The organism is Kitasatospora sp. NBC_00315, assembly GCF_041435095.1.
GTDB lineage: Bacteria > Actinomycetota > Actinomycetes > Streptomycetales > Streptomycetaceae > Kitasatospora.
In genome coordinates this window covers 7,089,874-7,103,112 of the sequence record NZ_CP108025.1, presented here as the reverse complement: position 1 = coordinate 7,103,112, position 13,239 = coordinate 7,089,874, and the positions used below count along the sequence as shown (strand labels likewise).

The window sequence follows — 13,239 nt, the reverse complement described above, 5'->3', positions numbered from 1 at the left end:
GCTCCGTCATGCGGAGACGAGTCGGACCGGGGCGCTGCGTCGCCTTCCAGTGTGGGGCAGTGGTCGGCGACGTCAAAGCGCCCGGCCCGCCGCGTCGCGGGGGGTGCGTGCAGGTCGCCGGTACCGCTCGTGGGACCGGCCGGCGACCGGACGGCTTGAGGCGCCGAGCGGTGCGGCTGCCTGACACGGCGTCGGACCTCGCGGTCCGAGCAGTCGGGGGCCGAGCGGCCGAGGCCGAGCCGACCGGCTCGGCTCCCGGCTGCCGTCGTGTCAGGCCGAGCCCCTCGTCAACGCGGGCACCCGGTCAGGAGAACATCACCGAACGCATCAGCAGTCGCTCCGACGCCACACCGCCCGGGCGCAGCGAGGAGAAGACGTCGCCGTGGCAGTCGAGGTCCAGGAAGACCGTGGCGGTGGAGCCCGTGCGGTTCTTCGGCGCGTACGCGGGATTCTGCTCCGTCGCCTCGGGCAGGTCGACGCACTCCCCGCTGGCCGGGCCGAGCAGCCACCCGATGTGCCGCTCGCCCGCCGCGTCGCGGTGGGTGTACCGGAATTCGCCGTCCGCGGCGGAGGCCGAACCCGGGACGGCCAGCACGAGGGTGAGGGCGCTGGCGGCGGCGATCGCGGCGTTGCGGAGACGCATGAGAGGTGATCCTTTTCCAAGTGGTGCGGTGCAGAATCACCCTATGGGCCGCAAAAGTGGTGAAACGGTTCTTCTATTTCACCTATTTGGGTGGTTTTACCCCTGAAGCCGCTACGTGCGCCACGGTCACCCGGTCGGCCGTCGACACCTCGCGAGGCCGCCCTGCCCGGGGCCGGTCAGGGCGGCGCCGTGAACGCGTAGCCCCGGTCGATGAGCACCGGCAGGTAGGCGCGCAGCGCGGCGACGGTCTGCGAACGGTCGCCGCCCCCGTCGTGGTTGAGCACGATCGAGCCCGGCCGCACGGCGGTCAGGACGCGTGTGGTGATGGCGGCCGTACCGGGGCGCGCCCAGTCCATCGGATCCACCGACCAGCCCATCGGCCGCAGACCCAGCGCCGAGCACACCCGGATGGTCACCGGGGCCCAGTCCCCGCCGGGCGCCCGGAACCAGGTCGGCGGCTTGCCGGTGAGCTTCTCCAACACGTCGCAGGTGCGCTGGAGTTCGGCGTTCACCTGCGCCTCCGTGAGACGGCGCAGGTCGGGGTGGGACCAGGTGTGGTTGGCGATGTGGTGGCCCTCGTCCGCGACGGCGCGGACCAGCGAGGGGTTGGCCGCGGCGTTCTGGCCCACCATGAAGAAGGTGGCCCGGACGCCGTACCGGCGCAGGACGGCGAGTACGGCGGGGGTGTTGCGAGGGTCCGGACCGTCATCGATCGTGAGGGCCAGCACCCGTCCGTCGCGGGAGAGTTCGTTGAGCGGAGCGTTCTTCGCCGGATCCAGCGCCCCGCGCGCGGCGGGTGCGGCGGGCGCGGGCATCGACGACCCGGTCGGCGCCGACGACGCGGGAGACGAGAACGACGGCGACGGCGACAGGGACGGGGGCTGCGACGGCGGCTGCGACGGCGCCGTCGCGGCAGCCGACGGGCGTCCGGCCGCCGTGGCCGATGAGGACACCGAAGCCGGCGCCGAACCGGGATGCGGGCTCGCGCCGCCGGTCGGGCCGGAGGGGGGCGCCGAGCCCGGACTCGGGCCCGGACCGGGACTCGTCGCCCCGGCCGGCCCGGGGCCGGTCGGGGACGCGTTGTCCGCTTCGCCCTTCGGTGGTCCGCCGCAACCACTCACCCCGAGCAGGGTGATGCCGGCACTCGCCAGGAGCATCCTTCGAGAGACAATCTGTCGATACGACAACATGTCAGATGCCTTCCCCCGTCCGAGGCCGAGCCCAGCCGAACCCGGTCCCAGCGGGCCCGATCACCACCCGAACGGGCCACTGAGGCGCCGGACCCGACCCGCCGGACCGGGGCACGACCGGGCCGTCCACCCCAGCGTGGGCCCCGGCCGGGTGCCCGCTCCCGCCGCGGTGGCTACTTCAGCAGGCGCGAGAGCCGGCGGTCCGCGAGCGGCTTGCCACCCGTCTGGCAGGTCGGGCAGTACTGCAGGGAGGAGTCGCTGAACGAGACCTCGCGAATGGTGTCACCGCAGACCGGGCAGGGCTGCCCGGCCCGGCCGTGCACCCGCAGCCCGCTCTTCTTCTCCGCCTTCAGCAGACCGGCCGCCAATCCGCGCGAGCGCTCGACCGCGTCTCGCAGCGTGCTGCCCAGCGCCTCGTAGAGCCGCGCCGTCTCCTCCTCCGACAGACCGGCGGCCGGCTTGTAGGGCGACATCCGGGCCGCGTGCAGCACCTCGTCCGAGTACGCGTTCCCGATACCCGCGATCACCCCCTGGTCCCGTAGGACGCCCTTGAGCCGACGCCGCTCGCCGTGCAGCAGTCCGGCGAAGACGTCCAGGGTGAACTCCGGCGCGAGCGGGTCCGGCCCGAGCCGGGCGATGCCGGGGATCTCCGCCGGATCCCGGACGCAGTGGACCGCCAGCCGCTTCTGGGTACCGGCTTCGGTCAGGTCGAACCCCGCGCCCTGCGGTTCGGCCAGGCACAGCCGCAGCGCGAGCGGCCCCTTGCCCGGGTGCGGCGGCTCGGGCGGCAGGTTCTCCCGCCAGCGCAGCCAGCCGGCCCGGGCCAGGTGCACCACCAGGTGCAGGCCCTGCGCCTCGGCGTCGAGGGCGGTGATGTCGAGGAACTTGCCGTGCCGCCCGACCGCCTCCACCCGACGGCCCTGGAGATCCGTGACCGGCGGGGCGTAGGTCTTCAGCGCGCTCACCGCGACCGGGTACACCCGCGCGATCGTGCGGCCGACCAGCTGGTCGGCGAGGAAGGCGGTGAGTGCCTCGACCTCGGGCAGTTCCGGCATGGAAGAAGTCTCCCGCAGACACCCCGGCACCGCAGCCCCGGCACCGCAGCCCCGGCACCGCCCCCGCCCCACCTACCCCCATCCCGGCACCGGCACCACGGCGACACCCCAGCCGTCCCCACCGCCGTCCTCACCGGGCACCCCAGCGCCGTCCCCACCGCCGTCCCGAACGGCTCCGCTGCACACCTCCCCGTAGGCGCACCGTAAGAGAAGGCCCGGTCGTGAGGATCTTCACAGGCCGACGGTTCGGGTGAGGCCCTGTGGCAGACTCGGATGACATGAGCAGCAGCCCGGCCACCAGGACCCTGCGCGCGGCGGTGTTCGCCGCGCTGGTCGTCCTGCTCGCCGCGCTCGGCCAGGTGCTGGTCACCGGCCGCCCGCTGCCCCTGCCCGTCCTGGCCCTCGCGGGCGGCGCCGTCTTCGCGGTGGCGCTGGCCCTGGCCGGTTCCGTGCGCGGATTCTGGCGGATCGCCGCCGTCTTCCTCCCCCTCCAACTGGCCCTCTCGGTGCTGTTCGACCTCGCGCAGGCGACCTGCCGCCCCGGGGCCGCCCCGGCGGGCCTGCACGCCTTCGAGCCGCTGGTCTGCCGTGGCGGTTCGGTGGGCGCCTTCCTGGTCGGCGACGGCGGCCTGTTCGGCCACGGCGACCGGGCGCTTCCCGGGGCCGTCCCCACGGCGGCCGGGGGTCTGCTGCTGCTCCTGGTGCACACGGTGATCGCGTTGGTGGCCGCGTTCTGGCTGCGGCGGGCGGACGCCGCCCTGAGCGGCCTCGCGCAGGCGCTGCGGACGCTGCGCGACTTCCTGCAGAGCTTCGTGGACGCCGCCGCCCACTGGCCCCGGCTGCTCACCGCGCCGGTTCCGGCCCGGCCGCTGGGCCGGATCCCGTTCCCCTCCGCGAGCCGGGAGCACATCCCCGCCGTGGACGTTCCGCTCGACCCGGCTGTCCGGCGTGGTCCTCCCGCGCTCGTCCCGGCCTGCTGAGACGCCTCCTGCGCGCTCAGCGGTCGCTCCGTCGCGCCCGGCCCGCCCGCCTTCCCGCGGGCCCGCCCGCGCCAGCCGACCTCCGATCGAGCACAGGACGACCTCCCCATGAGCAAGAACAGCGACCGGCCCAAGAACAGCGACCGACCCGAGAACGGTGACGGGCCCGGGACCGGCGAGCGGTCCGGCCACGGCGCGCGGCAGCGGAACACCTCCAAGCGGGCCGCCACCGAGCGCCTGCGCGAGGAGCGGCAGCGCGCCGACCGCTCCGCGAAGATCCGCCGCCGGGTGGTCGTCGGCGCGGCCTCGGCCGCCGTACTCGCCCTCGCGGCGGGCGTCGCCTTCGCCGTCGGCGGCTCCGGCGGCGCGCAGGCGAGCGGCCCGTTGGTGCTGCCCGCCAACGCGAGCGGCTCGGACGGCACCGTGATCACCTACGGCAAGGCCGACGCCCCGCACACGCTGAAGGTGTACGAGGACTTCCGCTGCCCGTACTGCCAGCAGCTGGAGACCACCGACGGGCCCACCGTGCAGGCGCTCGCCGACAGTGGCACGTACAAGATCGAATACCACCTGGCGACCTTCCTCGACAAGGGGCTCGGCGGCAAGGGCTCGCGCACCGCGCTCGCCGCCGCCGGAGCCGCGCTCAACGAGGGCATGGACAAGTTCAAGCAGTTCCACGACGTGCTCTACGCCAACCAGCCGGACGAGCGCGAGGACGGCTTCGGCGATGTGAACCACCTGCTGGACCTGGCCGGCAAGGTGCCGGGGCTGAGGACGGACGCGTTCGTCAAGGCCGTCCAGGAGGGCACCTACGCGCCGTGGGCGGCCGAGGTGTCCAGGGCCTTCGACAACAGCGGCGTCACCGGCACCCCGACGTTCGAGCTGGACGGCAAGAAGCTCGACGTCTTCACCGACGGCGCCGCGGTCACCCCGGACCAGTACACCGCCCTGGTGAAGCAGGCGATCGGATGACCCGCGCCGACCTGGACGGCGGCGGGGCCACCCGTACCGGCGACGCGGCCGGCGTGATCGGAGCGGGCCGGGCCTTCGCCTGGCTGCTGGTCGTCACCGGTGCGCTCGGCCTGGCCTCGTCGGTCGTGCTGACCATCGACAAGATCCGCCTGCTGGAGGATCCGTCGTACGTGCCCAACTGCAACATCAACCCGATCATCAGCTGCGGCTCGGTGATGGGCAGCGACCAGGCCGCGGCGTTCGGCTTCCCGAACTCCATCCTCGGCCTGATCGGCTTCGCCGTGGTGATGGCGGTGGGCGCCGGACTCCTCGCCGGGGCCCGCTACCGGCGGTGGTTCTGGCTCGGCCTGCAGGCCGGCACGGTGTTCGGCATCGGCTTCGCGACCTGGCTGATGACCCAGACGCTGTACCGGATCGGCGCGCTCTGCCCGTACTGCATGGTGGTCTGGGCCGCGATGATCCCGCTGTTCTGGTACACCACCCTGAACAATCTCAGGAACGGCGTCATCCCGGTGTCCGCGCGGCTGCGCCCGGCCGTCCGCGAGGCCGCGCGCTACCACTGGGTGGTGCCGGCGCTGTGGTACGCGGTGATCGTCCTGATGATCCTCAACCGGTTCTGGTACTACTGGCGCACCCTGCTGTGACGCGCCGCGCGCTCCCGTGAACCCCTTCACGGGAGCGCGCACCCGCCACGGACGGGGCGGGCCGGGCGGGCCGTCGCCCGGCCCGGCCGCGCTCAGCCGGCGAAGTCGTACGCCGCCACCTCGGCGAGCAGCTGCTGCCGGCGCGGCTCGTCCAGGAACGCGGCCCGGAAGGAGTTCGCGGCGAGCAGGCGCAGCGTCTCGTCGTCCAGGCCCAGCGCGTCGCGGACGGCGGTGAAGTTGTCCTCGACGTAGCCGCCGAAGTACGCCGGGTCGTCGGAGTTGACGGTGACCAGCAGGCCCGCGTCCAGCATCCGGCGCAGCGGGTGGTCGGTGAGGGCGTCGATGCAGCGCAGCCGGACGTTGGACAGCGGGCACAGGGTCAGCGGGATCTGCTCGTGGGCCAGCCGCTCGACCAGCTCCGCGTCCTCCAGGCTGCGCAGGCCGTGGTCGATCCGCTCCACCCCCAGCACGTCGAGCGCCTCGCGGACGTACGCGGCCGGACCTTCCTCACCCGCGTGCGCGACGCGGTGCAGTCCGGCGGCGGCGGCCAGTTGGTAGACCTCGCGGAACTTCGCCGGCGGGTTGCCGACCTCGGCGGAGTCCAGCCCGACACCGGCGATCCGGTGCAGGTGCGGGCGGGCGGCCTCGAAGGTCACCAGCGCCGATTCGGCCGACTCGTCGCGCAGGAAGCACATGATCAGCCGGGTGCTGATGCCGTGCCGCTCCTCACTGCGCTCCAGTGCCCGCGAGAGGCCCTCGATGACGGTGGCGATCTCCACGCCGCGGGCGGTGTGCGCCTGCGGGTCGAAGAAGATCTCCGCGTGCCGCACGCCCTGGGCGGCGGCGCGGGTCAGGTAGGCGTCGGCGAGATCGGCGAAGTCGTCCTCGGTGCGCAGCACGGCCATCAGCGCGTAGTAGAGGTCCAGGAAGGACTGGAGGTCGCTGAAGGAGTAGGCGCGCCGCAGTTCCCCGGTGTCCGCGTAGGGCAGGGTCACACCGTTGCGGGCGGCGAGGGCGAAGGCGAGTTCGGGCTCCAGGGTTCCTTCGATGTGAAGGTGGAGTTCGGCCTTGGGCAGCGGCATGAGGGTTCGATTCGGGGCTCGGGGGTTGGAAACGTCTATCCTACGACCCCGTCGTGACCGGCTCGGACGGTGCGGGGACCGGCGGCGCCGGGCGCCACCACGGATAGGGGACGCCCGCCAGGCGGTTGACCAGCAGCCCCTGCGCGGCCAGCAGGACGACGGCGATCATCACCACGGTCAGCTGCAGGGGGGTGCGCAGCAGGCCCAGCGCGACGATCAGGGTGGTGGCGGCGGCGGGCGGGTGCGCGACCCCGAGCAGCGGCATCAGCCCGCAGGTCAGGCCGAGTGCCACGGCGGACGCCCAGAGCCTGGCCCAGGTGATGTCGGTGAGGTCGGGCGGGGTGTCCCGCAGGCCGGTGAGGGTCAGCGCGAGGTAGCCGGCCAGCACGCCGATCAGGTGACCGTAGACCGTGTTGCGCGGCGAGGCGGCCGGCACGGTCGGGGTGTAGAAGAGCAGGAACGCCGTCGGCCCCAGTGAGGGGAAGAGGAACGGCGCGTGGCTGAAGTGCGCCACGGCGGCCATCACCGCGAGCGAGAGGCCGGCGTTCACCGCCGAGTAGCCGGCCCTGACCAGGCTCGGGTCGTACCGCTCCAGCACGGCCGACAGTTCCAGCCGTTCGAGGTACCGCCGGATCATGGGCCACCGTTCGCCGCCGGGAAAGCTCTCCAGCAGTGCGGTACCCGTCCGGTGAGCGCTCGGCGGCGCCCCGGGCGCGATCGCACTCGATCGGCGCAACGCCCCGACCGGTCACCGGCGGCGCGGTTGCGACGGCGGGTGGAAGGTAGAAGGGGGCCATGGGGGGCTATCGCCGAGGAGGTACGGACATGCGGCACCCGGACGGCCCGCACGGCAAACCCGCGGGGATCTCCCCGCACGCCCTGGACAACGGGGTGCTGCTGCGCGAGCTGGAGCAGCTGCACCGCACCAGGCACGAGACCTTCCTCTACGGCTCCGACGACGCGCTGGAGCGCCACACCTCCCGCTCCGCGCAGCTGGAGGCGGAGTACCTGCACCGCTTCCCGGACCGCCAGGTCACCGCCGCCCGTACCCGCTCCGGCGCCCGGGCCCGGGACGCCGCCGCGCGGGCCGAGGCCGCCCCCGAGTGACCGGCCGCCGCGCGGCCGGGGGGCGCCCCGGGCGGCGGGACCACCGAACGACACGGGCCCACCGCACACCGGCACGCGGCCGGGGCCGCCGCCGGTGGCAGCCCCGAGAGCAGCACCACCCGGGACGTACGACCCCGGGACGACCTCGGGCCCGGGAAGACCTCGGGCCCCGAGAAGCAGAACGCCACCCGACTCCGTCTGTGAGGAAGCCGTCATGCCCATCGCCAGCGTGAACCCCGCGACCGGCGAGACCCTGGAGACCTTCGAGGCACTGGACGGCGCGGCGATCGAGCTGCGCCTGGCCCGCGCCGAGGCGGCCTACCGGGAGTACCGCACCACCGGTTTCGACCACCGCGCCGAGCTGGTGCGCCGGGCCGCCGACCTGCTGGACGACGGCCGGGAGCCGATCGCGCGGATGATGACCGAGGAGATGGGCAAGCCGCTGACGGCCGCCCGCGCCGAGGCCGCGAAGTGCGCGACGGCGCTGCGCTGGTACGCGGAGCGCGCTCCGGGCCTGCTCGCGGACGAGATCCCGGACCGCGCCGACGTCACCGACTCCGGAGCCGTCGACGCCTACGTCCGCTACCGCCCGCTCGGCGCGGTGCTGGCGGTGATGCCGTGGAACTTCCCGTTCTGGCAGGTGATCCGCTTCGCCGCGCCGGCGCTGATGGCCGGCAACGTCTGTCTGCTCAAGCACGCGTCGAACGTGCCCCGGACGGCGCTGGCGCTGGAGGAGCTGTTCCGACAGGCGGGCTTCCCGCAGGGCTGCTTCCAGACCCTGCTGATCGGGTCGGGCGCGGTCGAGGGCGTGATCCGCGACCGCCGGGTCGCCGCCGTGACGCTGACCGGCAGTGAGCCGGCCGGCCGCTCGGTGGCGGCGACGGCGGCGGACGAGGTGAAGAAGGCCGTCCTGGAGCTGGGCGGCAGCGACCCGTTCGTCGTCCTGCCGAGCGCCGACGTCCCGGCCGCCGTCCGCGCCGCCGTCCGCGCCCGGGTCCAGAACAACGGGCAGTCCTGCATCGCGGCCAAGCGCTTCATCGTGCACGGCGAGGTGTACGAGCAGTTCGCGACCGCCTTCACCGAGGCGATGCGCGCCCTTCGGGTCGGCGATCCGATGGACGAGCGCACCGACGTCGGCCCGCTGGCCAGCGAGCAGGGACGGACCGATCTGGAGGAGCTGGTCGAGGACGCCCGGGCGCACGGCGCGCGGGTGGAGTGCGGCGGCCGGCGCCCGGTCGGGCTGGACGGCGGCTGGTTCTACGAACCGACGGTCGTCTCCGGCGTCACCCCGGCCATGCGCATCCACCTGGAGGAGACCTTCGGGCCGGTCGCCACGCTGTACCGGGTCGAGGACCTGGAGGAGGCGCTCGCCGCCGCCAACGACACGCCGTTCGGCCTCAGCTCCAACGTGTGGACCACGGACGGGGCCGAGCAGCAGCGGTTCGTCCGCGACATCGAGGCGGGCGGCGTGTTCTTCAACGGCATGACGGCCTCGCACCCGGCGCTGCCGTTCGGCGGTGTGAAGCGCTCCGGTTTCGGGCGTGAGCTCTCGGGCCACGGCATCCGGGAGTTCTGCAACATCACCACGGTGTGGCTCGGGCCGCCGCAGCAGGGCTGAGCCCCGCGGGCCCGCGCAGGCGGCGCCCCGGATCGCCGACTCGGCGCGGGGGTGGGTGTCGAGGAGGGGCGGTCACGAGATATCTTGATATCGAGACGTTGTCGACGTGAAGCGGAGTACCGGTGTCTGACTCGACCATCATCTATACGCACACCGACGAGGCCCCGGCCCTGGCGACCTATTCGTTCCTGCCGGTGGTCCAGGCGTACGCCTCGACGGCGGGCGTCAGCGTGGAGACGCGCGACATCTCGCTGGCCGGGCGCATCATCGCGGCCTTCCCGGAGCGTCTTGAGGAGGGCCAGCGCATCGCGGACGCCCTCGCCGAGCTCGGTGAGCTCGCCAAGACGGCCGAGGCCAACATCATCAAGCTGCCGAACGTCTCGGCGTCCGTCCCGCAGCTGAAGGCCGCGATCGCCGAGCTGAAGCAGCAGGGCTACGCGCTGCCGGACTACCCGGACGACGCGCAGTCGGACGAGGACCGCGACGTCCGCGCCCGCTACGACAAGATCAAGGGCAGCGCCGTCAACCCGGTCCTGCGCGAGGGCAACTCCGACCGCCGCGCGCCCGCCTCGGTCAAGAACTACGCCAAGGCGCACCCGCACCGGATGGGCGCCTGGACCTCCGAGTCCAGGACGAACGTCGCGCACATGACCGCCGACGACTTCCGCTCCACCGAGAAGTCCGCGGTGGTCGCCGAGGCCGGCACCCTGCGCATCGAGCTGGCGGCCGCCGACGGCAGCACCACCGTGCTCCGCGAGTCCGTACCGGTGCTCGCCGGTGAGGTCGTCGACGCCTCGGTCATGCACGTGGCGGCCCTGCGCGACTTCTTCGCGGCCCAGGTGGCCCGTGCCAAGGCCGAGGGCGTGCTGTTCTCGGTGCACCTCAAGGCCACCATGATGAAGGTCTCCGACCCGATCATCTTCGGCCACGTCGTGCGGGCCTTCTTCCCGAAGACCTTCGCCCAGTACGGCGAGGTGCTGGCGGCGGCGGGCCTGAACCCGAACAACGGCCTGGGTGGCATCCTCGGCGGCCTGGACGCGCTCGCCGACGGCACCGCGATCAAGGCGTCCTTCGACGCCGAGCTGGCCGACGGCCCGGCGCTCGCGATGGTCGACTCGGACCGCGGCATCACCAACCTGCACGTGCCGAGCGACGTCATCGTCGACGCCTCGATGCCGGCCATGATCCGCACCGCCGGGCACATGTGGGGCCCGGACGGCAAGGAGGCCGACACCCTCGCCGTCATCCCCGACAGCAGCTACGCGGGCATCTACCAGGTCGTCATCGACGACTGCCGCGCCAACGGCGCCTACGACCCGGCCACCATGGGCTCGGTGCCGAACGTCGGCCTGATGGCGCAGGCGGCCGAGGAGTACGGCAGCCACGACAAGACCTTCGAGCTCAAGACCGACGGCACCGTCCGCGTCGTGGACGCCGCGGGCAACGTCGTGCTGGAGCAGCCGGTCGCGGCCGGCGACGTCTTCCGCATGTGCCAGACCAAGGACGTGCCGATCCGCGACTGGGTCAAGCTGGCCGTCAACCGTGCCCGCGCCACCGGCAACCCGACGGTGTTCTGGCTCGACGAGAGCCGCGCGCACGACGCCAACCTGATCGCCAAGGTCAAGGCGTACCTGCCGGAGCACGACACCGACGGGCTGCAGATCGAGATCATGACGCCGGAGCAGGCCACCGCCTTCTCCCTGGAGCGCATCCGCCGCGGCGAGGACACCGTCTCGGTGACCGGCAACGTGCTGCGCGACTACCTGACCGACCTCTTCCCGATCCTGGAGCTCGGCACGAGCGCCAAGATGCTCTCCGTCGTCCCGCTGATCAACGGCGGCGGTCTGTTCGAGACGGGCGCGGGCGGCTCCGCGCCGAAGCACGTCCAGCAGCTGCTCAAGGAGAACTACCTCCGCTGGGACAGCCTGGGCGAGTTCCTCGCGCTGGCGGTCAGCTTCGAGCACCTCGCGCAGACCACGGGCAACGCCCGTGCCCAGGTCCTCGCCGACACGCTCGACCGGGCGACCGGCAGCTTCCTCAACGAGGACAAGTCGCCGAGCCGTCGCCTGGGCGGCATCGACAACCGCGGCAGCCACTTCTACCTGGCGCTGTACTGGGCCCAGGAGCTGGCCGCACAGAGCGACGACGCGCAGCTGGCGGAGTCGTTCGCGTCGCTCGCCAAGACGCTCGCCGAGCAGGAGCGGACGATCGTCGACGAGCTCATCGCGGTCCAGGGCTCGGCGACCGACATCGGCGGCTACTACCAGCCGGACCCGGCCAAGGCGTCGGCCGTGATGCGCCCGTCGCAGACCTTCAACGAGGCCATCGCGACCCTCGGCTGACAGCGGCCGACGCACGGAGCACGACCCGCCCGCCGCTCGCGGCGCGGCCCAGGCCCCCCGGTCCCGGCATTTCGCCGGGACCGGGGGGCCTCGTGGTGTGCGCCGAGCCCGGACGGGTGAGCGCGGGCACCGCGCTCAGAGACCGACCGCCGCCCGGGGCGGGGCGTGGTGGTGATGGCGGCTCTCCTCGATCCAGCGCGCCGTGATACCCATCATGGCGATCACGGTCACGCCCCACACCATCGCGAAGACGACCAGCAGCGGCAGGTAGTACATCTGCGCGGCGACGGCGCCCAGCCCCAGCGACAGTGCCACCAGGCAGAACACCGTCGAGGGGTGAACACCGAGGAGCGCCTTGCGCGCGCGCCCCATCCGGCCCGGCCGCGCGCCGGCCGTCCCGTCACCCCGTCCGGGGCCCTCATTCGTCCGTGGGTCCATCTCGATCGCCTCCAGACTCCGGCGCCGGCGCCAGGTCGGTCCGGGCTCGTCCGTCCCTCGCCGCCTCCGGGTCGTCCGGCGACGGGGCCTACAGGCGTGGTGCCCTGTCACGCACCCTCTGACACCCTTCGGACCTGCGATTTCGCCCCGTCCAGGGGGCGGCGCGGGTGACCGCGACAAGCCGCCGTGGCGGGACGAGAATGGACAGGTTGAGGGGGCTGCCCAGGAGGAGGCCGAGGCGGATGAGCGAGCTCCGGACGGACGGGCGCAGCCCGCGCCGCCGCCCGCCCGACGGCGACCCGCCGCCGGAGCGGACGGCCTACCGGGTCACGTACACCCTCGCCGGGTCGGCGGTGATCCGCCGGACCGAGGTGTCGCTGCTGCCCGGATACTCGCAGGAGAGCGACATCCCGAGGCTGGTCGCCGCCCGGCTGACCGGCCGGGCGGACGACGGCGTCCGGATCACCCTGCTGGGCCTGCGTGCCCTGTGACCGGCGCGGTGGCGACCGGGGCGCCGGCGCACACCGGGGCCGGGCGGTGCATGAAGACCTCGACGGCGTCCTCGGAGTCGGGGACGAAGCCGTGTCGCTCGTACAGCCGGCGGGCGGCGCTGCCCTGCAGCACGCTGAGGCGCACCGGTACGCCCTCGGCGTCGGCCCGTGCCAGCAGCGAGCGCAGGACGGCGGAGCCCAGGCCCAGGCCCTGGTACCGCGGGGCCAGGTAGAAGTGCTCCAGGTGGAGCCCGTCCTCGGCCGGGCGCAGCGTGACGCAGCCGGCCCGCCCGCGGCCGGCTCCGCCGTCGTCGACCAGCAGGAGCGAGGTGTACTGCGGGTGGTAGCCGTCCCGCAGCCGCTGCCGCACCCGGTGCTCGTCGTAGCGGCCGAGCCGTTCGAGATCCTCGCGCAGGACCACGGCGCGCAGGTCGGCGATGGCCTCCACGTCGCCGGGCAGCGCCGGGCGCAGCTCCCAGCCCTCGGCCGACGCTCTGCCGCCCCGGTCCGGGCCGTCCGTCAGGGGGGCGAAGGATGTGCCGTCCGGGCGGTCCGTCGGGAGGTTGGGGAGGCCGGAGAGGCCGGGGAGGTTGGGGAGGTTGGGGACGTTGGGGACGTTGGGGAGTATGCCGTCCGCCGAGGGGTCGGCGGGGGTGTCGGGTCCGGTCATGAGCTCG

At 73.4% G+C, this 13,239-nt stretch carries 14 protein-coding genes; 7 read left to right on the top strand and 7 right to left on the bottom strand.

The annotated features are described in order from the left end of the window. Positions 1-304: 304 nt before the first annotated feature. The 3 genes from OG823_RS29885 to OG823_RS29875 form a co-directional block, all read right to left on the bottom strand. Entirely contained in the window at positions 305-643 is a 339-nt protein-coding gene (locus OG823_RS29885; RefSeq protein WP_371483213.1) for a hypothetical protein, read from the bottom strand. Between the two features lie 176 nt (positions 644-819). Further along, complete coding sequence (locus OG823_RS29880; protein WP_371483212.1) at positions 820-1,458, bottom strand: polysaccharide deacetylase family protein; 639 nt, start codon at positions 1,456-1,458, stop codon at positions 820-822. A gap of 548 nt (positions 1,459-2,006) precedes the next feature. Further along, positions 2,007-2,888 (bottom strand): Fpg/Nei family DNA glycosylase, encoded by an 882-nt coding sequence (locus OG823_RS29875; protein ID WP_371483211.1) that lies wholly within the window; start codon positions 2,886-2,888, stop codon positions 2,007-2,009. Between the two features lie 278 nt (positions 2,889-3,166). On the opposite strand from OG823_RS29875, the gene OG823_RS29870 reads away from it, so the two are divergent. From OG823_RS29870 to OG823_RS29860, 3 genes are all read left to right on the top strand, one after another. Further along, entirely contained in the window at positions 3,167-3,868 is a 702-nt protein-coding gene (locus OG823_RS29870) for a hypothetical protein (protein ID WP_371483210.1), read from the top strand. Positions 3,869-3,976: 108 nt separating this feature from the next. Next, a complete protein-coding gene (locus OG823_RS29865) occupies positions 3,977-4,840 on the top strand; it encodes a DsbA family protein (protein WP_371483209.1) in 864 nt (287 codons plus the stop codon). Beyond that, positions 4,837-5,484, top strand: a complete 648-nt coding sequence (locus OG823_RS29860) for a vitamin K epoxide reductase family protein (RefSeq protein WP_371483208.1) — start codon at positions 4,837-4,839, stop codon at positions 5,482-5,484. The genes OG823_RS29865 and OG823_RS29860 overlap by 4 nt, the downstream gene beginning before the upstream one ends. A gap of 92 nt (positions 5,485-5,576) precedes the next feature. On the opposite strand, the gene OG823_RS29855 is transcribed toward OG823_RS29860, so the two are convergent. Both OG823_RS29855 and OG823_RS29850 read right to left on the bottom strand, forming a co-directional pair. Further along, positions 5,577-6,566, bottom strand: coding sequence for an adenosine deaminase (locus OG823_RS29855; RefSeq protein ID WP_371483207.1), 990 nt, complete (start codon positions 6,564-6,566; stop codon positions 5,577-5,579). A gap of 40 nt (positions 6,567-6,606) precedes the next feature. Next, positions 6,607-7,203 carry an HPP family protein gene (locus tag OG823_RS29850; RefSeq protein WP_371483206.1) on the bottom strand — a complete coding sequence of 199 codons (597 nt, stop codon included), beginning with the start codon at positions 7,201-7,203 and terminating at the stop codon, positions 6,607-6,609. 188 nt (positions 7,204-7,391) lie between these two features. Between OG823_RS29850 and OG823_RS29845 the strand changes: the two genes are divergently transcribed. From OG823_RS29845 to OG823_RS29835, 3 genes are all read left to right on the top strand, one after another. After that, entirely contained in the window at positions 7,392-7,673 is a 282-nt protein-coding gene (locus tag OG823_RS29845) for a DUF6158 family protein (RefSeq protein WP_371483205.1), read from the top strand. Between the two features lie 214 nt (positions 7,674-7,887). Next, positions 7,888-9,291: an NADP-dependent succinic semialdehyde dehydrogenase gene (locus OG823_RS29840; RefSeq protein WP_371483204.1), complete on the top strand. Its 1,404-nt coding sequence runs from the start codon at positions 7,888-7,890 to the stop codon at positions 9,289-9,291. A 122-nt stretch (positions 9,292-9,413) separates the two neighbouring features. Beyond that, positions 9,414-11,633 carry an NADP-dependent isocitrate dehydrogenase gene (locus OG823_RS29835; RefSeq protein WP_371483203.1) on the top strand — a complete coding sequence of 740 codons (2,220 nt, stop codon included), beginning with the start codon at positions 9,414-9,416 and terminating at the stop codon, positions 11,631-11,633. Positions 11,634-11,768: 135 nt separating this feature from the next. Here the strand turns inward: OG823_RS29835 and OG823_RS29830 are convergent, their stop codons facing one another. Then, a complete protein-coding gene (locus tag OG823_RS29830) occupies positions 11,769-12,071 on the bottom strand; it encodes a hypothetical protein (protein WP_371483202.1) in 303 nt (100 codons plus the stop codon). A gap of 242 nt (positions 12,072-12,313) precedes the next feature. Between OG823_RS29830 and OG823_RS29825 the strand changes: the two genes are divergently transcribed. Next, a complete protein-coding gene (locus OG823_RS29825; protein WP_371483201.1) occupies positions 12,314-12,562 on the top strand; it encodes a hypothetical protein in 249 nt (82 codons plus the stop codon). Here the strand turns inward: OG823_RS29825 and OG823_RS29820 are convergent. After that, positions 12,534-13,085, bottom strand: coding sequence for a GNAT family N-acetyltransferase (locus OG823_RS29820; protein WP_371484699.1), 552 nt, complete (start codon positions 13,083-13,085; stop codon positions 12,534-12,536). The two genes, OG823_RS29825 and OG823_RS29820, sit on opposite strands and share 29 nt — an antisense overlap. Positions 13,086-13,239: the final 154 nt, after the last annotated feature.

Bases quoted from the DNA above. Each gene is read 5' to 3' on its own strand.
- OG823_RS29825 (WP_371483201.1), top strand. From the start codon at position 12,314: ATGAGCGAGCTCCGGACGGACGGGCGCAGCCCGCGCCGCCGCCCGCCC.
- OG823_RS29875 (WP_371483211.1), bottom strand. From the start codon at position 2,888: ATGCCGGAACTGCCCGAGGTCGAGGCACTCACCGCCTTCCTCGCCGAC.
- OG823_RS29865 (WP_371483209.1), top strand. From the start codon at position 3,977: ATGAGCAAGAACAGCGACCGGCCCAAGAACAGCGACCGACCCGAGAAC.
- OG823_RS29885 (WP_371483213.1), bottom strand. From the start codon at position 643: ATGCGTCTCCGCAACGCCGCGATCGCCGCCGCCAGCGCCCTCACCCTC.
- OG823_RS29840 (WP_371483204.1), top strand. From the start codon at position 7,888: ATGCCCATCGCCAGCGTGAACCCCGCGACCGGCGAGACCCTGGAGACC.
- OG823_RS29880 (WP_371483212.1), bottom strand. From the start codon at position 1,458: ATGCCCGCGCCCGCCGCACCCGCCGCGCGCGGGGCGCTGGATCCGGCG.
- OG823_RS29860 (WP_371483208.1), top strand. From the start codon at position 4,837: ATGACCCGCGCCGACCTGGACGGCGGCGGGGCCACCCGTACCGGCGAC.
- OG823_RS29855 (WP_371483207.1), bottom strand. From the start codon at position 6,566: ATGCCGCTGCCCAAGGCCGAACTCCACCTTCACATCGAAGGAACCCTG.
- OG823_RS29830 (WP_371483202.1), bottom strand. From the start codon at position 12,071: ATGGACCCACGGACGAATGAGGGCCCCGGACGGGGTGACGGGACGGCC.
- OG823_RS29845 (WP_371483205.1), top strand. From the start codon at position 7,392: ATGCGGCACCCGGACGGCCCGCACGGCAAACCCGCGGGGATCTCCCCG.
- OG823_RS29870 (WP_371483210.1), top strand. From the start codon at position 3,167: ATGAGCAGCAGCCCGGCCACCAGGACCCTGCGCGCGGCGGTGTTCGCC.
- OG823_RS29850 (WP_371483206.1), bottom strand. From the start codon at position 7,203: ATGATCCGGCGGTACCTCGAACGGCTGGAACTGTCGGCCGTGCTGGAG.